This window comes from Streptomyces sp. Ac-502, assembly GCF_045222935.1.
Classification (GTDB): domain Bacteria; phylum Actinomycetota; class Actinomycetes; order Streptomycetales; family Streptomycetaceae; genus Streptomyces; species Streptomyces monomycini.
The window spans coordinates 5,623,955-5,649,274 of sequence record NZ_JBHFFO010000001.1; the positions used below are offsets into that span (position 1 = coordinate 5,623,955).

Consider the following 25,320-nt stretch of genomic DNA (forward strand, 5'->3'; position numbering starts at 1 on the left):
GGAGGGTGCCCCGCGGCGGTCTCGCGGCGCCGGGGCGGGCTGCCCGGTCCTGGGCGGACGCGGGCATGGAAGCGCCCGGTCGCTGGCGACGGGGGATGCACCAGCGACCGGGCTCCTAGAACGGTAACAAGAGATCGGCGGTTCGCAAATTCGATCGTGGAATTCCGGACGCGTATTTACCGGTCGGTACGGCGACTTGTGACCGGAGTCACGCCCGGAGCGCCCCTCCGGGCCCCTCGGGGCACGCTCAGCTCAGCGTCACCTGACGGTTGGTGAGGCCACCACGGGCACGGCGCTCCTCCGGCGTCAGCGGGGTGTCAGCGGCGAGCGCCGTCGCGAGCCGCTCCGCGAAGGCGGCGGCCGGCTTGGCCACGTCGTCGGCGCTCATCCCGGAGGGCAGGTCCCAGACCGGCACGACCAGGCCGTGCGCGCGGAAGGACCCGACCAGACGGGTGCCCTCGCCCAGCGAGGACGTACCGGCGGCGTGCAGCCGGGCCAGCGCGTCCAGCAGCTTCTCCTCCGGGCGGTCCATCACCCAGCGCAGGTGGTTCTTCTCGGGCGTCTCGCACCAGTAGGCGCCCTCCAGGCCGTCCAGCCGGGCGGTCGGGATGGCGGCGGCGTTCGCCCGCTCCAGGGAAGCGGCGACCTCGCCCGTCGCGTTCTCGGCGTCCTCCACCCAGAACTCGAAGCCGGAGTGCACCTGCGGCTCGAAGGGCGCGGCCGGGTCCAGCAGGTCCTGAAGACGCGGGCCGTCCGCCGTGGCGCGCTCGGCGGCGACCGGCGTGCCCGGCTCGGCGGCCAGCGCGCGGCGCAGCGTGTCGGCGAGGTCGCGGCTGAGGTCTCCCGAGGCGGTGTCGTTCTGCAGACCGAGCAGGACGGCGCCGTTGTCGCGGCGCAGCGCGGGCCAGGCCATGGGCAGGACGGTCGCCAGCGTCACCGACGGCACGCCCTCGGGCAGCCCGTCCTTGAGCTTCAACTCGACGGTGGCGGCGGGCACCAGCTCCCGCAGCGCCACCCAGTCGCACTCGCCCCGCAGGCCCTCGAAGGGGCGCTGCACCAGCTCGGTGACGGCGTGCGCCGCGCTCCGGCCGTGACAGGCCTTGTAGCGGCGGCCCGAGCCACAGGGGCAGGGCTCGCGTGCCCCGACGACGGGAATCTCGCCGTCCTTGATCTGCGGTGCTGCGGCCTTGGTCTGGGGACGGCGCTTCTTGGCCATGGCGAGGCTTTCTCCTGGTCGGTCCGGGGCGTACGGTCGCGTTCCGGCGCGAGCCTAGACGACTGGGCCCCGCACTCGCGGCGCGCGCTGCGGCCGGTGACCGCGCGCTGCTCGGGAAGCGGGCGGCACGGCGCCCTGGGGCTGCCTCCGGACGATTCGCCCGACGCCCGCCCGCCGTCCATACGCCGCCGTTCCGCCGTACGTCCGTCGTCCGTCCGCCGCCCGCAGCCGTGCAGGCCGACGGAATCGGCCCCGCGCGACCGCTCGCCTCCGTACCACCGTGTCGGCATACAGGACGGCGGGGGTACGGCGGGGTGCGTACGGGCGGCCATTCTTGACCGCCCCGCGCTCGCACCCTCGCCACGCGGGCTGCGGGCCTCGCCCCCGTCATCGCTCGGGCCTCGGGCCTGGGGCTTCGGGCCTCGGACCTAGGGCCTCGGGCTCACCCCTCGGCCCAGTCCTGGGCCGCCTGCCCCTTCACCCCCTTACCCGTTCAGCCGTACAGCCCCGTTCAGCACTCGCACTCCACCAGCGACAGTTCTGCCCTGACGGCCGTATCCCGCCCGGACGCCGTACCTTGACCGGCTGCGGTGACCCGGCCGACTGCGATCTCCTGGCCGACTGCGGTGTCCCGCCCCGCTGCGGAAGCGTGCCCCTGCACCACGCCGTTGGGCCGCCCGCCGGGCCGCCCGTTGAGTCCTCCGCCGGAGAAGTCGGCGGACAGCTCCACGGGTAGGTCCACGCGCGTAGCGAACGTGCTGCGGAGGCCGTGCAGGGCGAGCAGAGCCCAGACCGTCACCTCGCCACCCGCTTCCTCCACGCCCCATTCCTTGGCGAGGGACCGGATGATCGCCAGCCCGCGGCCTCCCTTGGCGGTGACCGACGGTGTGGCCGGCTGCGGCCGGGTCGGGCCGCCTCCGTCGGTGACCGCGATGGTCAACTGGCCGTGTCCGTCGATACGCCACGCCGCGCGTATCGCGTCCGGCACCGCGTCGTGTGCCGGGTCCCGTACGCAACCCGGCGCCTCCAGCACGCATATCGGACGTGCGTGCCGACACGCATTGCTCAGCAGTTCGGAAAGAATGAGTACCGCGTCGTCGACGACCGTGTCCTGAACACCGCTTGCCAGCAGCTCGGCCCGCATGCGCCGCCTGGCCGACCCGACCCCTGACGGACCATGGGGTACGGCCATGACCGACGCCGTCGGCACCTCTTGTGCCACCATCAACGCCACCCCCGAGACCTCCTTCACCCCACGCCACGGGATGGATGCCCCAATGGCCTGGACCGGAAACCGGCCAGTCCCGGTGCGGTGACGCACTCGTGACGATCGAATACGGGTCGAATGCGCCGGTGCACTCCCCGTGACGTCCGCTAGCCGAGACCCAGTTGGGCTCGTACCTGTTTGGGGCGGTTGGTGATGATTGCGTCCACTCCCAGGCGTTCGCACAACTCGACATCCGCCTCGTCGTTGACGGTCCAGACGTGCACCTGGTGGCCCGCGCGGTGCGCCTTGGAGACGTAGTCGGGGTGCGCGCGCAAGATCCGGACGCCCGGTCCCGCGATGTCCACGCCGGGCGGCAGCCGCCCGTCGCGGTGACGCGGGGTCAGGAACTGCATCAGGTAGACACCAGGGATGTCGGGGGCCGCGGCCCGTACGCGGTGCAGCGACCGGGCCGAGAAACTCATGACGCGGACGGGCGGCGGACCCTCGGCCGACGCCCGGGTGTGGCCGAATCTCGCCAGTAGGGCGACGAGCCGCTCCTCCACCTGACCGGCCCAGCGGGTGGGGTGCTTGGTCTCGATGGCCAGCTCGACGCGACGGCCGGCGTCGGACACGAGTTCGAGAAGTCGTTCCAGAGTCAGGACGGAGGTGCGTTCCGGGTCCTCGTGCTGGCGGTCCGGGGCCTCCCAGGTGGCGTCCTCGTCCTCCTTCCATGACCCGAAGTCCAGCGCGGCCAGGTCGGCCAGCTCCAGTGCGGAGACCGCGCCGCGCCCGTTGGAGGTGCGGTTGACCCGGCGGTCGTGCACACAGACGAGATGCCCGTCGGCGGTGAGCCGCACATCGCACTCCAGCGCGTCCGCGCCGTCCTCGATCGCCCGGCGATAGGCGGCCAGGGTGTGTTCCGGAGCGTCCTCGGACGCGCCACGATGGGCGATGACGGAAATGGAGGAGTCCGGGCTGCGGTCCCGGAGCGGGTGCGCGGTGGTCACCGGGTTATCGTGCCATCGCCCGCGGGAGGGTCGCCTTGTGCACTACCTGATCCGCATAACAATAGATGCGCCTTTTTTGTCCGGCATAAAGGATGGGGAGAGAGTCACAGCCTCGGCTTACAGCGCCCTGACGCGCGGTGGGAAAGGCTTGCGCCTGTGACAGTCGCCGGTACCGCCTGCCCGTCGCCCGTACGCCAGGGTTCCGCACCGCATCCTGGACACCGGACCGCATCCTGAAGGAGAGGCCGGGCCGTGGCCCGGCACCGTCGTGAAGCTGAGGAGAGAGCCGTGAGCACCGAGAACGAGGGCGCCGCCGTCCCGCCGGAGGCCCAGCCGCCGTCGGCGCCCCAGGCGTCGGACAGCGCACCCGAGTCCGGTGCGCGATCTGCGGACGGCGCGGGCGCACGGGACACGGCAGGCGCGCCGGACGCGCCGGGCGCACCAGCGGCGCACGACGCGCCGGGCGCATCGGGGGCGCACGACGCGCCCAGAGCGCCCTCCGCCCCCGCCCCTTCGCCCGCTCCTGCCGCCACCCCGCCCTCCGCGCCGCCACCGCCGGAGTTCGCACCGACGGCCGGCCGGCCGAACCCGACCGAGCCCCACCCGGGCACCCAGCCCCAGCCGGGCACCCAGCCCTACTCGGGCACCCAGCCCCACCCAGGCAGCGCCCCTCACCCGGACGCCACCCCCCACCCCAGCGGCGAGGGCGCCCCCACGGCCCCCACGGCCCCCGCGGCCGCCCCCACTCACCAATCCACGCCGCCTTCGTACGCGACGGCGGCGCACGGCGCCTCCGCGGGCGGCTGGGGTGGCCCCCCGCCCGGTTACGGAGGCGGCGGCGCGGGCGGCCCGGACGGCGTGTGGGGCGCCCCGGGCACGCCCGCGCCGAAGAAGCGCCGCAACGGCGGCCTGGTCGCCGCCGTACTCGTCGCCGCACTGGTGGCCGGCGGCATCGGCGGCGGCATCGGCTTCTGGGCCGCCAACCGCGCCGACACGAACTCCACGACGGTCTCCGCCTCCGGCGACCCCGAGGCGCTCAACCGCAAGCCCACCTCCGTCTCCGGGATAGCGCAGAAGGCGCTGCCCAGCGTCGTGACGATCGAGGCGCAGGGCGCGACCGGCGAGGGCGGCACCGGCACCGGCTTCGTCTACGACAAGCAGGGCCACATCCTGACCAACAACCACGTCGTCGCCAGTGCCGCCCAGGGCGGCAAACTGACCGCCACGTTCTCCAACGGCAAGAAGTACGACGCCGAGGTCATCGGCCGGGCCCAGGGCTACGACGTCGCCGTCATCAAGCTCAAGAACCCCTCCGACGCCAACCTCGTCCCGCTCCCGCTCGGCAAGTCCGCCAACGTCCAGGTGGGCGACGCGACGATCGCCATCGGCGCGCCCTTCGGCCTCTCCGGCACCGTCACCACCGGCATCATCAGCGCCAAGAACCGCCCGGTGGCCTCCAGCGACGGCGGCGGCGCCGCCGCCTCGTACATGAGCGCCCTGCAGACGGACGCCTCGATCAACCCGGGCAACTCCGGCGGCCCCCTGATGGACGCCTCCGGCAGCGTCATCGGCATCAACTCGGCCATCCAGTCCGCGGGCAACGGCGGCGGCGGTTTCGGCGGCGAGAGCCAGCAGTCCGGCAGCATCGGCCTCGGCTTCGCCATCCCGATCGACCAGGCCAAGCGGGTCGCCGACGACCTGATCAGGAAGGGCCAGCCGGTCTACCCGCAGATCGGCGCGCAGGTCCTGTTGCGCGACACCGGCGACGGCGCGACCATCCCCCGAACGGCGGCGCCGACGGCTCCGCCGCGATCACCCCGAACGGCCCCGCCGACAAGGCTGGCCTGAAGCCCGGCGACACGATCACCAAGCTCGACAACACCGTGATCGACAGCGGCCCCACCCTGATCAGCACCATCTACCAGCACAAGCCGGGCGACAAGGTGACCCTCACCTACAAGCGCGGCGGCAAGGAGCACACCGCCCAGGTGACCCTGGGCCAACGCACGGGCGACAAGTGACGCGCTAGTCTGATCCCCGCGCCACCGTCGCGGCGGTGCGCGGGGAGGCTTGCCCGAGCGGCCTAAGGGAACAGTCTTGAAAACTGTCGTGAGGTAACCCCTCACCGTGGGTTCAAATCCCACAGCCTCCGCAGTTCAGCACCAAGGAACGGCCCCTGACCAGCAAGTTTGGTCGGGGGCCGTTCGCTTTTCCGTTACCTGCTGAGCCCCGTCATTCCCCGCTGTTCCCCGACCGATCGGGCACGGCAGGGGCACGGTGGCCGTTCATCTCCCCACGATGGTGGTGCGCTTAGCGGAGCGCCCATGACGGGCTTGGCCACATCGCGGCAGCAGCTGCTCCCCCTGAGCCCGGTCAAGCGTTTCGGTCCGCTCATGCGCTCGCATCCGTGACGGTGGCGGTACGGCGCTCTGCCCCCGTCGGCCGTTTCGCCCGGCAGCGCTCGGCGTCCCTGCTCCCACCCCTTCCGTAGCCTGCTCCGTTCTACAGCACTACGACCTATGCGGAGGTCGGCAGTGCGCCTGCCACGTATACCGCCCACCTCTTCCGCTTCCCCCTTCACCCCTTCTCGTCCGCACTTTTCTCGCCGCACCCGGGCCTCCTCGCCTGGTCTGGTACCTGCTGGGCTATGGGGGTGCCGGGTACCTGCTGGGCTTATCCCCTGGTGGTGGGTGACTGCGGCCGAGCCAAGGGGCGGGGTGGTGTCGGAGGTGGCGATCGGCTGGTGGGGTGTCTGCTCGTTCCGGCGCTGCTTTTGGGCGGGGCAAAGCGTGTACGAAGCACCCCGTGGCAGCTTTAAAGGTGGCGCGGGGCCGGGGGCCGGGCGGAGCGGGCCGGAGGCAGGAGCGGCGCCCGAGCCCCCGAGCTCCGCGCCGGCCTGCTGTGCAGGCCGGTGGGGTGTGCTTCGTAGCGGCGGCTGCCAAGCCGTTGCCCGCGCGCCGGATGCCGAAGGCAAGAGCACCCACAAGGCCGATCGCCACAAGCCGACGCCTTCCCCGGGCCCCAGGGCTTGGGCCGCGAGACGATGACCGGCGCGGGGCATACGTGGCTGCTGGTGGGCCTGGGAGCTTCCTTTGAGCCTGATGGTGGGTGGGTCGATGACCGTGCGTCTGACTGGCGCCAGGATGGCTCGGCAGGTGAACGGCCTCCCGCCCTGCGAGCGCTCCGAAGTGCTTCCCCCTCACCCCGCTGCCCCCTCTCCCCGCCCGAAGGGTGGGGCTTGATGAGGTAGAGAAACCTGTAACAGCTCCCGCCCTTACCGCATCGCTTCGGCGATGTCCCCCATGTGCTCCGTGACGGCTTCGGCGCCAGCCCCGATGAAGACACTCCGCTTGTGCGGCTTGTTGGCGTAGCCGATCGCAGCGCTGCCAGCCTCGTGTGCCGCCTGGATGTCTGTGAGGGAATCCCCAATGAGCACGCATTCTGACGGGGCGACTTCCAGCAACTCAGCGGCCCGGTACAGAGAATGAGGGTGGGGCTTCATGAGGTCAGGGCGGTGGACTGGGCGCCCAATGACTTCGCGTACGTACCCATCCAGTGAATGGCGCACGAGGAAAGAGCGGACGCACTCCGCAGAGTTATTGCTCACTACGGCGATCCGGCGCCCCGCGGCTTCGGCAGCTTCCAGGGAAGCTACAGCTCCTGGCGTTGGTGGTCCGGCCACTGCCACAGCTTTAATCTCAGCAGAGGTAAGGGCCTGCTCAACTTGCAGCCCTAGATCTTGGTCGGCTTGGAAAGTCAGCCGTAGGACTTCGAGAGGGTCGTCTGTTTCGGTGAGTTTGGTGCTCAGCGTTGGGTCGTGAGACGCGGCCTGTCGCGCCAGTTCGTCTGCCACCTGCGGTGCTGGCAGACCTGCGAACACGTCACACAGCGGGCCGTCGAAATCGAAGAGCACCGCCGTTGACCTGGCCAACGTCTTGCTGAGGTCGTCAACGCCCATCGAGGTCGAAGTCCCTTCCGATGGTCTCCCACACGCTGTCGAACCACATGCGGCCTTGCTGTACCTGTTGGGTACCGCTCGATGACTCGTTGTCGTTCACGGAGTGGTGGAAGAGAACGGTGTCCCTGCCAACCAGGTCGTAAATCTCGATCGCTTCGCCCTGAGCAACTACCTTGTTCGGCTTGATCGGGTAGTAGCCAAAGAACGCGTCTTCATTGTTGATCACGTACAGCTTGAAGAACGGCGTTCCGTTGTGGACCCGTACGTCCACGCGAGTCTCCGGCACCAACCCGAGGTGCCTCAATTCCGTGATCGAGTCCCGGATGCTGCGGGCATAGCCGACCATGATGTCGTGCATGCGATCGCGTAGCCGCACATCATCCGCGCCGTCTTCGCGGCGCACGGGAGCGGCCTGGGGGACCGACATGTCCGGCACGAGGATGCGAACGGCGATACTCGCCGGAGTAAGCCTGCCGATCCGAATTTTGTCCAGCGGTTCTTGCAGCGCGCCATGGAGCGTTTCGCTGGAAAACCCGGCGAAGTCGATCGTTACATCTGCGGCCGAGAACGCTTGCTCCACGTAGGGGCGGAGGCCGGCGGGTCGCTCTGTTCGGTTGCGGACGAAGACGCCGCTGCCCTGGCGGGACACAACCAAGCCCTCATCTTCGAGGTCCCGCAGCGCGCGCTGGATCGTTGCCCGCGCGAAGCCGTACATCTCCGTCAGTGCCTTGTGCGACGGGAGCTTTTCGCCGGGCGCCAGCCTCCGCGTACGGATGGCGGCTCCAAGACTGCTCGCTACCTGCTCGTACGGCGGGCGGTTGTCGTCTGGGTCTAGCGGGTCGGCGACGAAGGTCATGCCCCGATGGTACGCGGGCGAACTGACAGTGGGACAGCCAGGACAGCCAAGTGTTGACATGACTAGCCATGCTGCGTACGTTGTCCATGTAGCCAACACGGCTAGCCAAGTCAGTCACCTCGCTAAAGGGGTAGTTCCATGCCTTCCTTCAAGATCGACACTTCGACCGCTGTGGTCTTCGTCGCGACCGCGCCGACCCCGAAGCTCAAGAACAAGCGGACCGGCGAGATCGCCGTGGACAGCGAAACCGGCGCCAACATGATGACGGTGGGCCTGCTGATCTCCGACGACGGGGAGGGCAACCTCTACCAGGTATCCGTGCCGCAGACCGGGGTGCCGGAGGGGCTGGTCCCGGGGATGCCGGTCTCGGTCGTCAGCCTCAAGGCGCGGGACTGGGAGAACGAGTTCAACGGCGAGAAGCGGCACGGCATCGCCTTCCGCGCGGCGGCCATCGCGGCGGGAGCCTGATCATGTCTGACCTGGCCACGGTGCTCGAAGTCACCGGCGCGTTAGGCGGCATCGGCTCTCTCGGCTACGCCAAGGCCCGTGCCCCGCGCGTGTACTGGTCGCTGGTGGGCCTGCCGGTCGCCTGGGGCCGGTTCACCCTCACCTACCGCTCCACGATGGACGTGTGCGACCTGACGGTTCAGCCGTCCGGCCTGCGGGCGTTCATGGTCCGCAACGTCGCCCGGCGCGATGTTCAGCCGGTACCGCCGAAGGTCCGTCGTCTGCGCGGCACATCGACCGGGCTGCGGGTCGCGCTGCGGCTTCCGGCGGGACTGGAACCGGCGGACGTGGCGGCGGCCTCCGAACGGCTGCGGCACGCCTGGGGCGTCCACTCCGTCAACGTGGTGGAGATCAAGCCGGGGGTCGTAGAGCTGCGGATGACCGGCTACGACGTGCTGAGCCGGGTACGGATGCCGCGCCGGATCAAGGCCGGTCCGATGGTGGTGCCGGTAGCCCTGCGCGAGGACGGTTCCGCGTACGTCCGCGACTACCGCAAGGTGCCGCACGCGCTGACGCTGGGCGCCAACCAGTCCGGTAAGTCGATGTATCAGCGCAACCTGATCGTCGGACTCGCGAAGCTGCCGGTGGGCCTGGTCGGCATCGACTGCAAGCGCGGGGTAGAACAGAGCGCCTATGCGCCCCGGCTCTCCGCCCTGGCCACCACCCCCGAGCAGGCATCCAATCTCCTGGAAGAGCTGGTCGGGCTGATGGAGAAGCGCTTCGACCTGCTGAGCGCGCACAAGGTCGCGGAACTGTGGGACCTGCCTGCCAGCATCCGGCCGGTGCCGCTGGTCGTCCTCGTGGACGAGGTGGCCGAACTGTTCCTCGTCGCCGCGAAGAAGGACGAGGAACGCCGGGACCGCATGGTCATGCAACTGGTGCGTATCGCGCAGATGGCCCGCGCGGTCGGCATCTACCTGGAGATCTGCGGGCAACGCTTCGGCGCCGAACTCGGCAAGGGCGCCACCATGCTTCGCGCCCAGCTCACCGGCCGTGTCGTGCACCGGGTCAATGACAAGCAGACGGCAGAGATGGGTCTGGGCGACATCGCGCCCGAAGCGGTCTTCGCCGCGACCACGATCGCCCCCGACCGACCCGGCGTTGCGGTGGCCGGGGACTCCTCCGGCGGCTGGTCCCGTATCCGCACTCCGCAGACCACCCCCGCCGAAGCGGCAGCGGTCTGCCGGGCCTTCGCCCACCTGGCTCCGGACCTGGATGCGCTGGCCTCGTTCCGCCCGGCCATGCCGGCCGAACCGGCCTCGGATGACGCGCCCTCGCTGGTCAAGCCGCAGCCCGTCGCCGAGTAGCGCTCCCATTTCCCCCGGTCGACGTGACCGTCTCACGTCAGCTCACTACCACCGCCATGCCAAAACCGACTGCCATCGAAAGGAGGTGACCTGTGTCCCGACGCCTGCGCCGACTCGCTGACGTGGTGCTGATCCAAGCGGTGATCGCCGGAGCCCTTTCCTTCTCCCACCTGCACGACCTGGCCGAAGCGGCCGGACAAGACGGCTGGAAGGCATGGGCCTACCCGGTCAGTGTCGATCTGCTGTTTGTCGCTGCCTGGCACCGCCTGCGCTCCCTGCGCGCTGACGCCCGCTCGGCCCGGCCTGCCTGGACCTGGTTCGTCATCGCTCTGGCCGCGTCCCTGGGCGCCAACATCGCCACGGCGGGTCTCCTCGATCTGACCCAGGTACCGGCCTGGCTGCGCATCCTCGTCGCCGGGTGGCCCGCGCTGGCCTTCCTCGGCGGCACGCTCCTGGCCCACGCACCGGCCCCCATGCCGGCCGAAAACGGCGCCGCCACCGAGACGGCCTCGTTCGAGCCGACCACCGTCGAGCGGGCACCGGAACCGCCTCCGGCCGTACTGCCCGCGCCCGGACCGGAGCCCGTGTCTGCCCCGGAGCCTCTGGCGGCCGAGGAGCCGTCGCCGGAACCGGTAGCGCCCGCGCCTCGGCCTGCTCCGTCGGTTCCCGCGGTTCCTCCGGCGCTGCTGGATCACGCCCGCAAGATCGCCGACACGCACCAGACGACCACTGGCACGCCGATCGACGCGGGCACCCTGCGCGCCCGGCTCGGCGTCCCGCCGGTCCTCGCCGACGCCATCACCGCTCAACTCGCCTGACAGGAGCGACCTATGTCCCGACCGAACCGTTTCTACGACGTGCGCCGCATCGGCCCCGTCCAGGTGGGCAGCTACCGCGACCGGCGCGGGCGCACCAAGCACACCGCCGCCTGCACCGCCTCCGGCTGCGGCTTCTCCGCCGACTACGACGACCGCGCCGCCGCCGAACTCGCTGCCCGTACCCACCGCTGCAACCCCTGACCGCAAGGGAGGCACACCATGCGCCACCCCAGCGCTCAGCTCCGCGCCAACCACCGCCCGGCCGAACTGATTCCGCCTGGCATCCACCCCGGTGAGGTCGTCGTCATCCAGGCCCCGGCCCGCTCCTACGCGGGACCGATCCTGCTGACGATCACCATCGCCATCGGCGCCTCGGCCTTCCTGATCGTCCTCGCCATCGCCTTCAAGATCGCCGCTGCGGCCGCCGCCGCTGCCGTGCCGACCATCGGCGGCGTCAGCCTCTCGCTCAAGCTCCACCGGAACCGGCTCAAGAGCTGAACGGCCCCCGGGGCGGCCTCGGTCGCCAAACTTCCGCCGCCCCGGGCGCCTGCACCCCTTCCAGACCAACGGACCGAAAGGGACTTCCATCATGGCCCAGAACGCTCCGGCCGACGCCCGCCGCTGCCGCAACTGCGACGGATTCCCCGCCGTCAAGGTCACCACCGACCACACCAGCCCCGACGGCACCCGCCACACCAGGACCGTCACCTGCCGTGCGTGCAACGGCATCGGCTTCCACCTGCGCCGCGCCGCCCGTGAGGTGGCCGCGTGACCGTCACCGCCACCCTGGCGGGTCTGGACCCGACCACCCTGGGCGACGCGCTCCGGGTGGCTGGGTCTCCCGGCTTCGACCGCTGGCAAGACCAGATTCGCCGTACTGGCGGCTGCTCCGACCCGATCCACCTGACCGGTACCACCGTCACTCGCGACCGCGACACCGGCCAGGTCCTGCACTCCTACTCGACCGAAGCCGAACCCGGCGGACGCCTGCGCGTGGCCTGCGGTAACCGTCGCGCCTCCCGCTGTCCGTCGTGCGCCTGGACCTACGCGGGCGACACCTACCACCTCATCCGCGCCGGACTGACCGGCGACCCGGCCAAGGGCACCCCGCACACCGTGCGCAATCACCCGCGCGTCTTCGCCACCCTCACCGCGCCCTCCTTCGGCCCCGTGCACAACCGCCCCGGACGCGGCCACCGGCCCTGCCGCTGCGGTATTCACCACCCGGCCGACGCCCCCGAACTCGGCACCGCCCTCGACCCGGCCGCCTACGACTACGCGGGCGCCGTGCTGTGGAACAACCACGCCGGACACCTGTGGCGTTACGTGACGATCTACCTGCCGCGCGAGCTGGCCAAGTGTGCCGGCATCACCCAGCGCGAACTCCGAGAGCGGCTGCGCATCTCGTACGGCAAAGTTGCCGAGTACCAGAAGCGCGGCGCCATCCACTTCCATGCCGTCATCCGCCTCGACGGACCCGACGGCCCCGACACCGCGCCCCCGGCCTGGGCCACCCGCGACCTGCTCACCAACGCCTTACGCACCGCTGCTGCACGCGCCGAAGTCGCCCTCCCCGCCGTCGGCGACCAGCCTGCCCGCGTCCTGCGCTGGGGCACACAGCTCGACGTACAGGCCATCGGCGCCTTCGGCCACGGCGAAGATCTCACCGAACAGGCCGTGGCCTCCTACGTCGCCAAGTACGCCACCAAGGCCGCCGAAGCGACCGGCACCGTTGACCGCCGCATCGGGGAACTGTCCGAGCTGGACAAACTCCCTGACCTGCCCGACCACACCCGTCGACTGATCCGCGCGTGCCGCGACCTGGACGCGCTCTACCCCGACCGGAAGCTGTGGCAGTGGGCGCACATGCTCGGCTTCCGGGGCCACTTCTCCACCAAGTCCCGCCGCTACTCCACGACCCTCGGAGCCCTGCGTCAGGTCCGCGCCGACTACCGAGCCGCCCAGCAACGCGCCGCCCTCGGCCTGCCCGACCCGGACGACCACCCGGAGGCCACCACCCTCACCCTCGCCCACTGGGCCTACGCCGGGCACGGCCACACCCCCGGTGAATCCTGGCTCGCTGCCACCATCGCCCGTGACATCCAGCACAACCGCGACACCGCCCGGGAACACCGCGCCGCACTCGACACCGCGGGGGAGTGGTGACCATGGCTGATCGCCTGCTGACCTTGGAACAGGTCGCTGACCGGCTCGGCACGACGGTGCGCTTCCCCCGGCGGCTGATCGAGGAACGGCGCATCACCTTCGTCAAGGTCGGCCGGCATGTTCGTGTGCCGGAGAGCGTCGTTACCGCGTTCATCGAACACAACACGGTGCAACCCGTTGCCCCGCTTCGGTCCCTGCGGGCGGTGGCCTGATGCCGGGGAAGCGCAAGAGCCGTCGCCAGTTCGGCCGGGTGCGCAAGCTGCCATCGGGGCGTTACCAGGTGCGCTACCCCGGTCCGGACGGCATCCTCCGGCCTGCGGATCGGACGTTCCCGACAACGACAGATGCGGACCGGTGGCTTGCCAGGAAGCGCATCGAGATCGAAGAGGGACGCTGGCTCGATCCTGCTGAGGGCAAGACGACCGTTCGGGACTGGTCGGCTCGCTGGCTGGCTTCTGTGGGGCCGCAGCTCAAGCACAAGACGTGGGCTACGTACCGCTCGATCATCAGGTCCCGGATCGACCCGGTACTGGGTGACCGGGAACTCTCCAGCGTGCGGCCCATCACGGTCGCGGAGTGGGTCTCCAACATGCAGACGGACGGCATGGGAGCGTCCTGGATCCGGCAGTGCTACCGCGTGCTGGCACAGATCATGTCTGCGGCCGTGGATAACGGGCTGATCGCTGTGACGCCGTGCCGAGGGGTGCGCCTGCCGCGGATGCCTCAGACCGAGCCGCACATCCTTACGCCGCTGGAGGCATCGCGGATCGTCGGCAACGCCAAGGCGCCGCATGATCTGCTGATCGCGCTGCTGGCTTTCGCTGGCCTGCGCATCGGTGAGGCTTTCGCACTCCGGCGAGCAGACATCAACGTCAGCGCCCGCCTCCTGGTGGTGGATGAGAACCTGGCGGAAGCCAACGGGGCGCTGGTGTTCGACACGCCGAAGTCGCATCAAAAGCGCGTGCTTACGCTCGCTCCGTCGCTGGTGGTGAGGCTGTCGGCGTACCTCGATCGGTTGCCTGGTGGTGAGGACGCGCTCTTGTTCACCAACAGTGCCGGCCGCCCGCTCCGGTACAACCAGTGGCGTAAGGCGTACTTCGATCCGGCTGTGGCGGCGGCCGGGCTGAAGGACGTCACCCCGCATGACCTGCGGGCCTCGCATGCCACTTGGGTTGCTGACCAGTACGGCGTGATGACCGCCGCTCACCGGCTCGGGCACTCCAACGCCAGCGTCACCACCCGGCACTACGCACGGCCTGCCGCTGGTCGAGATGCTCAGGTGGCTGAGGCTTCGGAGTCGTGGATCGAGGGGCACGACAGTGCTCGAAGGGCACGCAGCGGGCATGAGGACGATGACGACGGTCCTGCCGGAGCCCTCGCACCTGCCTGACCTGCTGAGATGGCTCCTCCGGTGATCTTCGGGGAGACATCTTGAAAACTGTCGTGAGGTAACCCCTCACCGTGGGTTCAAATCCCACAGCCTCCGCCGACATACGGCCCCCGACCAGCGGTTCTGGTCGGGGGCCGCTGTCTTGGGCGGAACTCGGCCACCGACGGGCCACTCCCAGCGGCAGACCCGCTCAACGCCGGGCCGCCGAAGCGATCGTCGCGAGGGCCTCGTGTTCGGTGAGGCCGGTGTGGAGGGCTGCGGTGGTCAGGGCGGTGGCCATTTCCTGGCCGAGGCCGGATTCGTGGGCGCGGCAGGCGGCCCAGTAGAGGCGGGCGTTGCGCTGGCCGTCCGGGGAGGTGCGGACGAAGCGGAGGAGGGCGGGGGCCGGGTTGGGGTGTGGGGGAGGGGAGGGCAGGGCGGAGGGGTGGTGGAGGGCGTGGGGGTGCGGGTGGGGTGGTGACTGGGGTGGGAGGAGGGAGAGGAGGGGGGCTGGTGCCGGGGCGGGGAGGCGTGGGGTGCCGGGGGTCAGGTGGTACTCGCCGCGGGAGGTGCGGGAGCCGGGGCCGACCAGGTAGCCGCCGGTGCCGCGGATGTCGATGCCCGGGGCCAGGCGGCCCGCGGAGTTGGGTACGGGAGGGGCCGGCGGGCCGGAGAAGTAGAGGTGGCGGCCGCCGCTCGGGGTGCGGACCGTGACGGTGGGCGGGAGGGTGAAGCGGTGTTGGGCGGCGAGGAGGTGCAGGGCGGTGAGGCCGTCCGCGCCGTTCTTGGTGTCCAGGTCGATGCCGATGAGGTGGTGCGGAGGGACGCCGCAGGCGATGCCGTACGCGGTGGCCCAGGGCGCGGCCGCGAAGAGGCGGCGGACGGCGAGCGGGTCCGAGGTCGCGTCGTGGATGCCGTGCCCGGGGCGGCCGCATTCGCCGCGGCAGGGGGCGGGGGTGGGGAACGGGTCGGCGTGGTGCGGGGAGCGTACGGCGGGGAGCTTGGCGCGGGTGAGCGGGAGGACGGAGTAGCCGCGGCCGGCCGCGACGAGGGCGTGGGTGAGGGCCGTGGCGTGGGCGTCACCACGGCGGGCGGGCCGGGTGGGACGGGCGGGACGGGCAGATCGGCCGGGCTGGGCGGGCTGGCCGGGCTGGGCGGACCGCCGGGCGGGGCGGTCACCGGGGCGGTCGCCGGGGCGGGCGTCAGGGCGGGTGCCGAGGTCGTCGTCGGTGTGGGAGGGATGGCTTCCGGTGGTGGTGGGGTGGGGAGAGGCCATGCGTCTATTTTCGTATGCGCGTTCGAATCAGGGAAGGGGGCGCATGGGCTCTCGGCCGGGAAAGGCCGGAAAGGTGCCGCGAGCGTGAACGGCCGGCCACGGCCTGACCCACATCGACCAGGCCGACGCCACGGACAACTTCGCCAACCTCTGGTGAGCAGACCGGCACCGGCCTGCTGTGGTGGCCGGTGAGCCCGTCCGGTCGCTGCCACTTCGCTCTTGACTTCGCGCAGTGCCTGACGGACAGTCAGAAACTCTTCAGGTGTTCGGGGGAGTGGAAGGAAGGGGGAGGGGTGAGGTGTGGTCGGGCGTGCCAAGTCACATAGCGGTGTAGCGGGCGGGGTTGGTGGCGTAGGCGGTTCCAGAGGTGCTGGAGGGAGCGGTGACGATGAGCTGTACGTACAGCTGAAGGCCTTCGAAGGGCAGGCCGCCGTCACGGTCGGCGAGGGCAAGGACCCCGTCAACGAGCCGATGATCCGGCATTGGTGCGAGGCCATGGGTGACACCCATCCCGCATACCAGGGTCCCGACGCCATCGCCCCGCCCACCATGTTGCAGGCATGGACGATGGGCGGCCTCTCCGGGCATCCTGGCCGCTCGACGGCGCACGAGGCGCTCTTCGCGCTGCTGGACGAGGCCGGCTGCACCTCCGTCGTCGCGACCGACTGCGAGCAGGAGTACGTGCGTCCGCTCCGCCCCGGCGACCGCATCACCTTCGATTCCGTCATCGAGTCGGTGTCCCCGCGCAAGACGACGAAGCTGGGGGCGGGGTATTTCGTCACGACGCGGACGGACGTACGGGCAGACGGCGAGCCGGCCGGGACGCACCGATTCCGTATCCTCAAGTACGCGCCTGCCGGGCGCCGGGAGTCCCGCGCTCAGGACGGCCGTCCGCGTCCGCCCGGGAGCGGTGACCGGGCCCGCAGCCCCCACCCCCGCCCTGTGATCAACCGCGACAACGCCGGTTTCTGGGACGGAGTGGCCGGGCACAAACTGCTCATCCAGCGCTGTACGGACTGCGCGACCCTGCGTTTCCCCTGGCTGCCGGGCTGCAACCACTGCGGCGGCGACGGCTGGGACACCGTCGAGGCCGCCGGGCGCGGCACGGTCTTCTCGTATGTCGTCATGCACCACCCGCCTTTCCCGGCTTTCGACCCGCCCTACGCCGTCGGGCTGGTCGAACTGGCGGAGGGCGTACGGATGGTGGCCGGGGTGGTCGGGGTGCCGCCCGAGGAGGTGCGCGTCGGCATGTCCGTACGGCTGGAGTTCCGGGCCGTGGAGGAGGGCCTGGTCTTGCCCGTCTTCAATGGGAAACACGTATGACGGAGGCAGCCGTGAAACCCGGCGACGAGCTACCCCCGCTGACCATCCCCGTCACCCGTACCCTCATCGTCGCGGGAGCCGTCGCCTCCCGCGACTACCAGGACGTGCACCACGACGCCGAGGCGGCCAGGGCCAAAGGCTCCCCCGACATCTTCATGAACATCCTGACCACGAACGGCCTCGTGGGCCGCTACATCACCGACTCCTTCGGCCCCCGCGCCGTACTCCGCAAGGTCGCGATCCGACTCGGGGCCCCCAACTATCCTGGGGACGAGATGGAGTTGCGCGGCACGGTCCTCGCCCTGGACGGTGACACGGTGGACGTACGGGTGGTGGGCACCAACCGCCTCGGCCACCACGTCACCGGCACGGTGACCGTCACCGTCCCCGCCCCGGAGACCGTCCCCGCCCCGGAGCCCACCCCATGACCCTCCACCGCGCGGACACCCTCGGCGGCCGGGCCGCCATCGCCGGTATCGGGGCCACCGAGTTCTCCAAGGACTCCGGCCGCAGCGAGCTGAAGCTGGCCGTCGAAGCCGTACGGGCCGCTCTGGACGACGCCGGGCTCGGCCCCGGCGACGTCGACGGCCTGGTCACCTTCACGATGGACACCAGCCCCGAGATCACCGTCGCCCAGGCGGCCGGTATCGGCGAGCTGTCCTTCTTCTCCCGCGTCCACTACGGCGGCGGCGCGGCCTGCGCCACGGTCCAGCAGGCGGCCCTCGCCGTCGCGGCCGGGATCGCCGAAGTCGTCGTCTGTTACCGGGCGTTCAACGAGCGCTCGGGACGCCGGTTCGGTGCCGGTGTGCAGCGGCGCGAGCCGTCCGCCGAGGGCGCGGCGCTCGGCTGGAACCTGCCCGCCGGGCTGCTGACGCCCGCCTCCTGGGTCGCCATGGCGGCACAGCGGTACCTGTACGCGTACGGGCTCACCCCGGAGGCGTTCGGGCAGGTCGCGGTCGTCGGCCGGCGGCACGCGGCGCGCAACCCCGCCGCGTACTTCCACGGCAGGCCGATCACCCTCGCCGACCACGCCGCGTCCCGCTGGATCGTCGAGCCGCTGCGGCTGCTCGACTGCTGCCAGGAGACCGACGGTGGCCAGGCTCTCGTCGTCACCTCGCTCGAACGCGCCCGTGACCTGCGGCGGCCGCCCGCGGTGATCCGTGCGGCGGCACAGGGCGCCGGCCGCGCCCAGGAGCAGATGACGAGCTACTACCGGGACGGCCTGACCGGGCTGCCGGAGTCGGCCGTCGTGGCGCGGCAGCTCTGGCGGACGAGCGGACTGCGCCCGGCGGACATCGACGTCGGCATCCTCTACGACCATTTCACCCCGTTCGTGCTGATGCAGCTGGAGGAGTTCGGTTTCTGCGCGCCGGGTGAGGCGGCGGATTTCGTCGCCGCGGACAGGCTGCCGATCAATACGCACGGTGGTCAGCTGGGCGAGGCGTATCTGCACGGCATGAACGGGATCGCGGAGGCGGTACGGCAGCTCCGCGGCACCTCCGTCAACCAGGTGTCCGGCGCCGCCGGTGTGCTGGTCACCGCCGGTACGGGCGTACCGACCTCCGGGCTGGTGCTCGGGGCGGACGGCTGACGGGAGCCGTCGGCCGCCCCGATCGAACGCCGCCCCGAAAAGGCACTCGGAAGGCTGAATGCGTGCGGCCGATGGCGTGTCCGGCGCGCGGCGCGCCGTACCCGGACTTTGACTCCGGATATGAGATCGACAAACAAGATCATCCGACGGCGTGCGCTGCGCCCCACCCTCCTCCTCACCGCCCTGACCAGCCTGCTCGGCCTGCTGGCCACGCTCCTCGCCCCGGCCGCCGGCGCGGAGCCCGACCGGACCGGTCCACGTGGCCCGAACGTGTTCCAGGGCCGGGCGTTCGACACCTGCAAGACGCCCTCGCAGAGCACGATGCGGGCCTGGAAGGCGTCCAAGTACCGCGGGGTCGGCGTCTACTTCGGCGGCCGCGGCCGGGCCTGCCCCAACCAGCCGAACCTCACCCGTGACTGGGTACGCGCCGCCCACCGCGCGGGCTGGCGCCTGCTGCCGCTGTACGTCGGCTCCCAGGCGCCCTGCGTGGTCAACAAGCACAAGCGCAAGGTGACCATCGGCAGCGATCCGGTGCAGGTGGGGACCGGGGAGGCGCAGGACGCGGTACGCCGGGCCAAGGCGCTGGGCATCGCCCCGGACAGCGCGCTGTACCTGGACATGGAGGCGTACAACCTGCGCGACGCGGCCTGCACCCGTAAGACGCTGGAGTACATCCGCGCCTGGAACCGGGAGGCGGTCCGCCAGGGCTATGTCCCCGGCTTCTACAGCAGCGCCGATTCCGGCGTACGGCACATCGAGCGGGCCCGGCGGGCCGGTACGGGGGACCTGCCGTCGGTGATGTGGTTCGCTCGGTGGCACTCCAAGCCGAATCTGTACGGCGAGCCCGAGATGTCCGCATCGGCGTGGCGTCCGCACCGGCGGATCCACCAGTACGCGGGCAATGTCGCCGAGACGCACGGCGGCCACCGGATGACCATCGACCGCAACCAGGTGGACGCACCGGTCGCAGTGATCCAGTAGGGCGTCGGCCCGGGTGGGGCTCCGGGGCGCGGGCGCCGGAGCCCTGACGAAAGTGGGGTGGGGACCCTGACGAGGGACGAGTGGCTGTCCGCCTTTAGGAGGTAGGGCCAACCCCACCTGTACAACTTGAGAGGGAGAGGGCATCGGCACCTGTGGGCGATCCCTCACGGCATTCCGCGCTTCTAGCGTGGGAGCATGACCACGCCAGTGTGCACCAGCGCCTCCCGCGCCGCTGTGTTCCCGTCGTTCTCGTCGTACGTACGGGCCCGCGGGCCGGTGCTGTTGCGGACCGCCCGCTCGCTCACCGCCAACCCGAGCGACGCCGAGGACCTGCTGCAGACCGCGCTGACCAAGACGTTCGTGGCGTGGGAGCGGATCGAGGACCACCGGGCGCTCGACGGCTATGTGCGCCGCGCCCTGCTGAACACCCGTACCTCGCAGTGGCGCAAGCGCAAGATCGACGAGTTCGCCTGCGAGGAGATACCCGAGCCCGACCCGGTGCCGGCGCCCGACCCGGCCGAGGCCCAGGTGCTGCGGGACGCGATGTGGCGGGCGGTGCTGCGGCTGCCGGCGCGGCAGCGGGCCATGGTCGTGCTGCGTTATTACGAGGACCTGAGCGAGGCGCAGACGGCGGAGGTGCTCGGGGTCTCCGTCGGTACGGTCAAGAGCGCGGTCTCCCGGGCCCTGGCCAAGCTGCGCGAGGACCCGGAGCTGTCGGTGGCGGCGTAGCACCACCTGGTTGCCTTCGTCGCGGGCCCGGGCCCGTACCCGTGCCTGAGCGCGGCGGGCCCACTACACTCAGGCTGGCCGCGCCGCGCGCCTCCGGCTCAGACCAGCCGTACCGCGTCCCCCTGCCGGATCCGTCCCGGCCGTACGACCTGCGCGTACACGCCCGCGCACGGCTGCGGGCCCATGCCCTCCATCGGCACCACCCGGTTGTGGCGCGCGGGCACCCGCAGGGCGTCCGGGTCGCGCGGCAGCCTGCCGTGTTCCAGCGTCGGTACGGCGCAGCGCGGTGTCCGGGCCACGACCCGGAGGGTGAGTTCGTCGCCGATGCGCAGTTCGCGGCCGGTCCAGTCGTTCTCGACGAACCCGGCGGCCTCGGTACGGATGACGACGTTCGGGCGGTAGCGCTCGGCCTCGACGGTGGTGGCCCGGGGGCCGAGTTCGGTGATCCTGTCGAGTGTGGCGCGGGTGATCAGATGCAGCGGCGCGAAGTCGAAGAAGGTGCCGGGCGGGGCCTGTGAGGCGATCTCCAGGGTCTCGTGGGCCACCTCGGCCGCCACGCCGGCGGCCAGCACCTCTTCGGGGCGGGAGCGCTCCAGGGTGGCCTTCTCGGGCGGGGCGTCGGCGAGCGTGACGGGCTGCCCGAGATGCGCGGAGAGCGTCCGGTCCACGTGCGCGTCGGTGGACCGTACGGTCCGGCCGGACGGCAGCGTGATCCGTACGGCATGGTCGATGATCTCGGCCCGCAACTTCAGCAAGTCGCGCCACAGCCGTGGATTCTTCGCGCTGGCGACCTGGCCGGACGCCTGGTGCACCAACGCGAGCGCACGGTCCCCCGCCAGCCCGCGGGCGTCCGCCGAAACGTCCGGAACCTCCTCACCCAGCAGCGATTTCACCGGATAACGCCACAGCGTGGTCACCGTTCCCACCATCGTCCCCATACCCCCAGGCTGCCACGACCGTACGACGCGAGACTCCTGATTTTCCGGTGCGGGGCGCGCGTAGCGCGTGGTAGGGGTGGATCGGCCCGAGGCGTGAGCGGGCTGGGTCCCTCCCCGTCGCGCCTGCTTGGAGAAATCAGCCGACGGGGAGGGGGCGTACGCCGAACCATGCCCTTGCGGTTTCGGTCCTGGAGCGGCGACGTGTGAAGAACGTAGGGCTACAGAGAGGGGTGTCGCAAGTATGTGACGGCACATAAATGAGACGGCATATGACGCAAGCCCATTCCCTCGCGGCGATATGGGCTCGTCCGTCCGAATGCCGTTGACGAACTAGATCGCGTGATCGAATTCCCCGGCCTTGACGCCCAGGATCAACGCTTCGAACTTTGTGCGAGTAGTCCTGATGATCTCGCTCGGGTTATCGCTCTCCCGGACGTCGATCATTCCGCCATGCGTCCGTATCTCGACGCAATTCCCCGTTGCCTCGGAGTAAGAAGACTTCTGCCAGTTGGTAACAGTGGTCATTGCTGAGAGTCTCACATTTCCTTTGCGATGCTGTGGATGAGTTCCTGCGATGCGGCAGGGCTGAGCGAGGCTCGTTTGGCGGCTTTTAAAACCGCGCGGTACTTGCTGAGTTGGGCCTCCGCGTCCAGGAATCCCGGCCCGTATGCGCTGTCGAGTTGCACGGTGTCGAGCTGAGGCACGGGGCCTTCGGCATAGAGCACTGACTGTGCTGACCCGATGAATTCTTCCGTGGAGAACGGGAGAACCTGTATCGTCACGCTCGGCCATTCGGCGACTTCCAGAAGGTGTTCGAGCTGGCGGCGAGCGACGGCGCGGCCGCCGTACCTCATGCGCAGGGCCGCCTCGTTGATCACTCCCTCGAAGGGCGGAGGGGTGGCGCGGTCGAACAAGGTGCGGCGCCTTATGCGCTGCTCAACACGGGCATCGAGTTCGGTCTGAGGCAGCGGCGGCAGCGCTCCGCCGAAGATCGTCCGCGCGTAGTCGGCCGTCTGGAAGATGCCGGGAATCGTGAGACTTTGCAGGGACAGGATGCGCCGGGCGTGATGCTCCAACTCTGCGACGTCCAAGAAGCCTTGCGGGAGGATTCCTCGATACTCCTCCCACCACCCTTTGTGCCGCTCTTCGGCCATGTCGCAGAGGGCGTCGACCAAGGCGGAATCGCCGGCGGAGTAGAACGAGGCGAGGCGACGAACTCGCTCCGCGCTGATCCCCCACCGCCCCGACTCCAGGTGGCTGATCTGCGCCTGATTTCCGCCGAGCAGGGCTCCGGCCTCGCGCGCGGGCATCCCTGACGCCTCGCGGAGCTTCCGCAGTTCCGCGCCCAACCGTTGCTGCCGCACGGTGGGACTGCTTCGTGGTGGCATCGGCCCCTCTTCTGGTCGGCGTTCCCAGTCTGACGCGACACGGTCTCACGGGTCTACCTGTCAACGACACGTCCCCGTCTCATCCTTGTGCCGTCTCATGCATGTGCCCTACGGTCGTGGAAGCACCGCGCCGCACGTCGGATCGCCGAAGTGCAGTCACTCGCACGCCCCTTGGGCGCGCACCTGGGGAGTGGCCAGGCCACACCCCCGTCGCACGCGACTCGTTCCGGTTCGACCTGCTCAACCGTGCCACCGCGCCGGGGATCGCCCGGGCCGTCGTGACCGACCTGATGACCCTGACCGGCAACACCGAACTCGTCGACGACATCCGCGTCTTGGTGAGTGAGCTGGTCACGAACGTACACCTGCACACCGACACGGCCGTCGTACGCCTCGACGTGACCGTGCACCCCACCTCCGTACGTGTGGCCGTGTGGGACGACGCCCCGCGCAGCCGGCTCCTCAGCCTGCCCGCGCTGCTCGACGACGGGTCGGGGCGTGGCCTGCACCTGGTCGAGGCCCTCGCGTCGCGGTGGGGCGTCTACCGGCCCAACATCGACACCCGCCGGCGCAAGGGGTGTGGTTCGCGCTCGACCGGGGCGGAAGCGTCGTGCCGTAAGGCCGAAGCCGTCGGCGCCCCTGCCGACATGGCGAAGATGGCCTGATCGAGCCGTACCCCAAGAACACCCGGCGTCCCCTCCGTACCGCTCACCGACGGTGCGGCGGGGCCGTCGAGCCCCGGAGAACGGCCGGATCCGCACGGGCCGGGTAGTGACATACCGCGAGGAACACCAGCACAATCGCCAGGAACTTACCCGCGCGTAACAGGCGCACCCTATGGGGAGGCTCCCGGTGCAGAGCACGATGCAAGACGTACCCCTGCTCGTTTCGAGGATCTTGACGCACGGCGCGACGATCCACGGAAGGGCCGAGGTGATCACCTGGACCGGTGACGGCGAGCCGCACCGCCGCGGTTACGCGGAGATCGGCACCCGCGCCGCCCAGCTCGCCCACGCGCTCCGCGACGAACTGGGCGTCGACGGCGACGAGCGGGTGGCGACGCTCATGTGGAACAACGCCGAGCACCTGGAGGCGTACCTCGCCATCCCCTCCATGGGCGCCGTGCTCCACACGCTCAACCTGCGCCTCCCCGTCGAGCAGCTGATCTGGATCGTCCACCACGCCGCCGACCGCGTCGTCCTCGTCAACGGCTCCCTGCTGCCGCTGCTGGCGCCGCTGCTCCCGCACCTGCCGGGGGTCGAGCACGTCGTCGTGGCGGGGGCGGGTGACCGTTCCCTGCTGGAGGGCGTCCGGCCGCGCGTCCACGAGTACGAGGAGCTGATCGCCGGCCGCCCGGAGCACTACGCCTGGCCGGAGCTCGACGAACGGCAGGCCGCCGCGCTCTGCTACACCTCCGGCACGACCGGCGACCCGAAGGGCGTGGCCTACAGCCACCGTTCCCTCTACCTGCACTCCATGCAGGTCAACAACGCCGAGGCGTTCGCCCTGGGCGGCAAGGACATCGCCATGCCGGTGGTTCCGATGTTCCACGTGAACGCCTGGGGCCTGCCGCACGCCTCCTTCATGGCGGGCGCCTCCCTGCTGATGCCCGACCGGTTCCTCCAGCCGGGGCCGATCGCCGAAATGATCGAGACGGTACGGCCGACCGTCGCCGCCGCCGTGCCCACCATCTGGCAGGGCCTGCTCGGCGAGCTGGACGCCACGAAGCGCGACGTCAGCTCGCTGCGCAATGTCGTCATCGGCGGTTCCGCGTGTCCCCCGGCGCTGATGCGCGCCTTCGAGGAACGCCACGGGCTGCGCGTCGTACACGCCTGGGGCATGACCGAGACCTCCCCGCTCGGCTCGGTCGCGCACCCGCCGGCCGGTGCGAGCGGCGAGGAGGAGTGGGCCTACCGCGCGACGCAGGGCCGCTTCCCCGCCTCGGTGGAGGCCCGGCTGGTCGGCCCGGACGGCGAACACCTGCCGTGGGACGGGGAGGCCGCCGGCGAGCTGGAGGTGCGCGGCCCGTGGATCGCGGGCGCGTACTACGGGGGCGCGGACGGCGTCGACCAGCGCCCCGAGGACAAGTTCAGCCCCGACGGCTGGCTGCGCACCGGCGACGTCGGCACGATCACGCCGGACGGCTACCTGACGCTGACCGACCGCGCCAAGGACGTGATCAAGTCCGGCGGTGAATGGATCTCGTCCGTCGAGCTGGAGAACCACCTGATGGCCCACCCGGAGGTCGCGGAGGCCGCGGTGGTGGCCGTACCGGACGACAAGTGGGGCGAACGCCCGCTGGCCGCCGTGGTGCTGCGGGAGGGCGCGAGCGCCCGGTTCGAGGAGCTGCGGACCTTCCTCGGCGAACGGGTGGCGCGCTGGCAGCTGCCGGAGCGGTGGACGGCGGTGGCGGCCGTACCGAAGACCAGCGTCGGCAAGTTCGACAAGAAGGTGCTGCGCAGGCAGTACGCGGAGGGGAAGCTCACGGTCACGCGGGTGGGGTGAGGCGGCGGCGTCGCCGTACGGGAGGAGTGTCCTCCCGTACGGCCCCGGGCCTGAACCCGCACCCGTACCTGTGCCTGTACCCGTACCCACCGCTGCCTGCGCCCGCGGACCCTCGTCCGGCCTCGCGTTGCGCAGCCGGATGCCGCTGAACCCCAGCGTGCTGGTGATCGCCTCGTTC

Annotated in this window: 26 protein-coding genes, 1 tRNA gene and 1 pseudogene; 18 read left to right on the forward strand and 10 right to left on the reverse strand. The window is 70.6% G+C overall.

Annotated elements, in window-relative coordinates:
- Positions 1–247 precede the first annotated feature (247 nt).
- From ACEXOX_RS25430 to ACEXOX_RS25440, 3 genes are all read right to left on the reverse strand, one after another.
- On the reverse strand, positions 248–1,216 hold the full coding sequence (locus ACEXOX_RS25430; protein WP_406523501.1) for a DUF5926 family protein: 969 nt from the start codon (positions 1,214–1,216) through the stop codon (positions 248–250).
- 511 nt (positions 1,217–1,727) lie between these two features.
- The gene (locus ACEXOX_RS25435; protein ID WP_406523503.1) at positions 1,728–2,537 is read right to left on the reverse strand and encodes an ATP-binding protein; all 810 of its coding nucleotides are present in this window, start codon (positions 2,535–2,537) and stop codon (positions 1,728–1,730) included.
- 53 nt (positions 2,538–2,590) lie between these two features.
- The gene (locus tag ACEXOX_RS25440) at positions 2,591–3,430 is read right to left on the reverse strand and encodes a glycerophosphodiester phosphodiesterase (protein WP_406523505.1); all 840 of its coding nucleotides are present in this window, start codon (positions 3,428–3,430) and stop codon (positions 2,591–2,593) included.
- Between the two features lie 288 nt (positions 3,431–3,718).
- On the opposite strand from ACEXOX_RS25440, the pseudogene ACEXOX_RS25445 reads away from it, so the two are divergent.
- Positions 3,719–5,451, forward strand: a pseudogene (locus tag ACEXOX_RS25445) (S1C family serine protease).
- 43 nt (positions 5,452–5,494) lie between these two features.
- Positions 5,495–5,582: transfer RNA gene (locus tag ACEXOX_RS25450), tRNA-Ser, on the forward strand.
- 1,122 nt (positions 5,583–6,704) lie between these two features.
- Here the strand turns inward: ACEXOX_RS25450 and ACEXOX_RS25455 are convergent.
- Together ACEXOX_RS25455 and ACEXOX_RS25460 are read right to left on the reverse strand one after the other, a co-directional pair.
- Positions 6,705–7,388 carry an HAD family hydrolase gene (locus ACEXOX_RS25455; RefSeq protein WP_406523507.1) on the reverse strand — a complete coding sequence of 228 codons (684 nt, stop codon included), beginning with the start codon at positions 7,386–7,388 and terminating at the stop codon, positions 6,705–6,707.
- Positions 7,378–8,244 (reverse strand): GntR family transcriptional regulator, encoded by an 867-nt coding sequence (locus tag ACEXOX_RS25460; RefSeq protein ID WP_406523509.1) that lies wholly within the window; start codon positions 8,242–8,244, stop codon positions 7,378–7,380. Before ACEXOX_RS25460 ends, ACEXOX_RS25455 begins: the two co-directional genes overlap by 11 nt.
- 138 nt (positions 8,245–8,382) lie before the next feature.
- Between ACEXOX_RS25460 and ACEXOX_RS25465 the strand changes: the two genes are divergently transcribed.
- The 9 genes from ACEXOX_RS25465 to ACEXOX_RS25505 all read left to right on the forward strand — a co-directional run bounded on the left by ACEXOX_RS25465 (position 8,383) and on the right by ACEXOX_RS25505 (position 14,432).
- On the forward strand, positions 8,383–8,712 hold the full coding sequence (locus ACEXOX_RS25465; protein WP_406523511.1) for a hypothetical protein: 330 nt from the start codon (positions 8,383–8,385) through the stop codon (positions 8,710–8,712).
- Positions 8,713–8,714: 2 nt separating this feature from the next.
- Positions 8,715–10,058 (forward strand): FtsK/SpoIIIE domain-containing protein, encoded by a 1,344-nt coding sequence (locus tag ACEXOX_RS25470; RefSeq protein WP_406523513.1) that lies wholly within the window; start codon positions 8,715–8,717, stop codon positions 10,056–10,058.
- Between the two features lie 92 nt (positions 10,059–10,150).
- Positions 10,151–10,876, forward strand: a complete 726-nt coding sequence (locus ACEXOX_RS25475; RefSeq protein WP_406523515.1) for a DUF2637 domain-containing protein — start codon at positions 10,151–10,153, stop codon at positions 10,874–10,876.
- Positions 10,877–10,888: 12 nt separating this feature from the next.
- Positions 10,889–11,077, forward strand: coding sequence for a mobile element transfer protein (locus ACEXOX_RS25480; protein ID WP_406523517.1), 189 nt, complete (start codon positions 10,889–10,891; stop codon positions 11,075–11,077).
- 18 nt (positions 11,078–11,095) lie between these two features.
- Complete coding sequence (locus ACEXOX_RS25485) at positions 11,096–11,374, forward strand: hypothetical protein (RefSeq protein ID WP_406523519.1); 279 nt, start codon at positions 11,096–11,098, stop codon at positions 11,372–11,374.
- 91 nt (positions 11,375–11,465) lie between these two features.
- Positions 11,466–11,648, forward strand: a complete 183-nt coding sequence (locus tag ACEXOX_RS25490) for a hypothetical protein (RefSeq protein ID WP_406523520.1) — start codon at positions 11,466–11,468, stop codon at positions 11,646–11,648.
- On the forward strand, positions 11,645–13,042 hold the full coding sequence (repSA, locus tag ACEXOX_RS25495) for a replication initiator protein RepSA (RefSeq protein ID WP_406523522.1): 1,398 nt from the start codon (positions 11,645–11,647) through the stop codon (positions 13,040–13,042). Before ACEXOX_RS25490 ends, repSA begins: the two co-directional genes overlap by 4 nt.
- Before the next feature lie 2 nt (positions 13,043–13,044).
- The gene (locus ACEXOX_RS25500; protein ID WP_406523524.1) at positions 13,045–13,254 is read left to right on the forward strand and encodes an excisionase family DNA-binding protein; all 210 of its coding nucleotides are present in this window, start codon (positions 13,045–13,047) and stop codon (positions 13,252–13,254) included.
- Complete coding sequence (locus ACEXOX_RS25505) at positions 13,254–14,432, forward strand: tyrosine-type recombinase/integrase (protein ID WP_406523526.1); 1,179 nt, start codon at positions 13,254–13,256, stop codon at positions 14,430–14,432. Before ACEXOX_RS25500 ends, ACEXOX_RS25505 begins: the two co-directional genes overlap by 1 nt.
- Positions 14,433–14,622: 190 nt before the next feature.
- Here the strand turns inward: ACEXOX_RS25505 and ACEXOX_RS25510 are convergent, their stop codons facing one another.
- The gene (locus tag ACEXOX_RS25510) at positions 14,623–15,687 is read right to left on the reverse strand and encodes a bifunctional DNA primase/polymerase (protein WP_406523528.1); all 1,065 of its coding nucleotides are present in this window, start codon (positions 15,685–15,687) and stop codon (positions 14,623–14,625) included.
- Between the two features lie 318 nt (positions 15,688–16,005).
- Positions 16,006–16,170 carry a hypothetical protein gene (locus ACEXOX_RS25515; RefSeq protein WP_406526697.1) on the reverse strand — a complete coding sequence of 55 codons (165 nt, stop codon included), beginning with the start codon at positions 16,168–16,170 and terminating at the stop codon, positions 16,006–16,008.
- On the opposite strand from ACEXOX_RS25515, the gene ACEXOX_RS25520 reads away from it, so the two are divergent.
- From ACEXOX_RS25520 to ACEXOX_RS25540, 5 genes are all read left to right on the forward strand, one after another.
- Positions 16,093–17,010, forward strand: a complete 918-nt coding sequence (locus ACEXOX_RS25520; protein ID WP_406526465.1) for a bifunctional MaoC family dehydratase N-terminal/OB-fold nucleic acid binding domain-containing protein — start codon at positions 16,093–16,095, stop codon at positions 17,008–17,010. The two genes, ACEXOX_RS25515 and ACEXOX_RS25520, sit on opposite strands and share 78 nt — an antisense overlap.
- An 11-nt stretch (positions 17,011–17,021) precedes the next feature.
- Positions 17,022–17,438 (forward strand): MaoC family dehydratase, encoded by a 417-nt coding sequence (locus ACEXOX_RS25525; RefSeq protein WP_406526466.1) that lies wholly within the window; start codon positions 17,022–17,024, stop codon positions 17,436–17,438.
- Positions 17,435–18,601 carry a lipid-transfer protein gene (locus tag ACEXOX_RS25530; protein ID WP_406523529.1) on the forward strand — a complete coding sequence of 389 codons (1,167 nt, stop codon included), beginning with the start codon at positions 17,435–17,437 and terminating at the stop codon, positions 18,599–18,601. The genes ACEXOX_RS25525 and ACEXOX_RS25530 overlap by 4 nt, the downstream gene beginning before the upstream one ends.
- A 120-nt stretch (positions 18,602–18,721) precedes the next feature.
- Positions 18,722–19,582: a DUF1906 domain-containing protein gene (locus ACEXOX_RS25535; protein WP_406523531.1), complete on the forward strand. Its 861-nt coding sequence runs from the start codon at positions 18,722–18,724 to the stop codon at positions 19,580–19,582.
- A gap of 195 nt (positions 19,583–19,777) precedes the next feature.
- The gene (locus tag ACEXOX_RS25540; protein WP_030024464.1) at positions 19,778–20,311 is read left to right on the forward strand and encodes a SigE family RNA polymerase sigma factor; all 534 of its coding nucleotides are present in this window, start codon (positions 19,778–19,780) and stop codon (positions 20,309–20,311) included.
- Positions 20,312–20,409: 98 nt separating this feature from the next.
- On the opposite strand, the gene ACEXOX_RS25545 is transcribed toward ACEXOX_RS25540, so the two are convergent.
- From ACEXOX_RS25545 to ACEXOX_RS25555, 3 genes are all read right to left on the reverse strand, one after another.
- Positions 20,410–21,249, reverse strand: coding sequence for an MOSC domain-containing protein (locus ACEXOX_RS25545; RefSeq protein WP_406523532.1), 840 nt, complete (start codon positions 21,247–21,249; stop codon positions 20,410–20,412).
- A 330-nt stretch (positions 21,250–21,579) separates the two neighbouring features.
- Complete coding sequence (locus ACEXOX_RS25550; protein WP_406523533.1) at positions 21,580–21,774, reverse strand: DUF397 domain-containing protein; 195 nt, start codon at positions 21,772–21,774, stop codon at positions 21,580–21,582.
- Positions 21,775–21,785: 11 nt separating this feature from the next.
- Entirely contained in the window at positions 21,786–22,637 is an 852-nt protein-coding gene (locus ACEXOX_RS25555) for a helix-turn-helix domain-containing protein (RefSeq protein ID WP_406523535.1), read from the reverse strand.
- Positions 22,638–22,915: 278 nt separating this feature from the next.
- Between ACEXOX_RS25555 and ACEXOX_RS25560 the strand changes: the two genes are divergently transcribed.
- Positions 22,916–23,302, forward strand: coding sequence for an ATP-binding protein (locus ACEXOX_RS25560; RefSeq protein ID WP_406523537.1), 387 nt, complete (start codon positions 22,916–22,918; stop codon positions 23,300–23,302).
- 187 nt (positions 23,303–23,489) lie between these two features.
- Positions 23,490–25,142: a long-chain fatty acid--CoA ligase gene (locus ACEXOX_RS25565; RefSeq protein ID WP_406523538.1), complete on the forward strand. Its 1,653-nt coding sequence runs from the start codon at positions 23,490–23,492 to the stop codon at positions 25,140–25,142.
- Positions 25,143–25,320 lie beyond the last annotated feature (178 nt).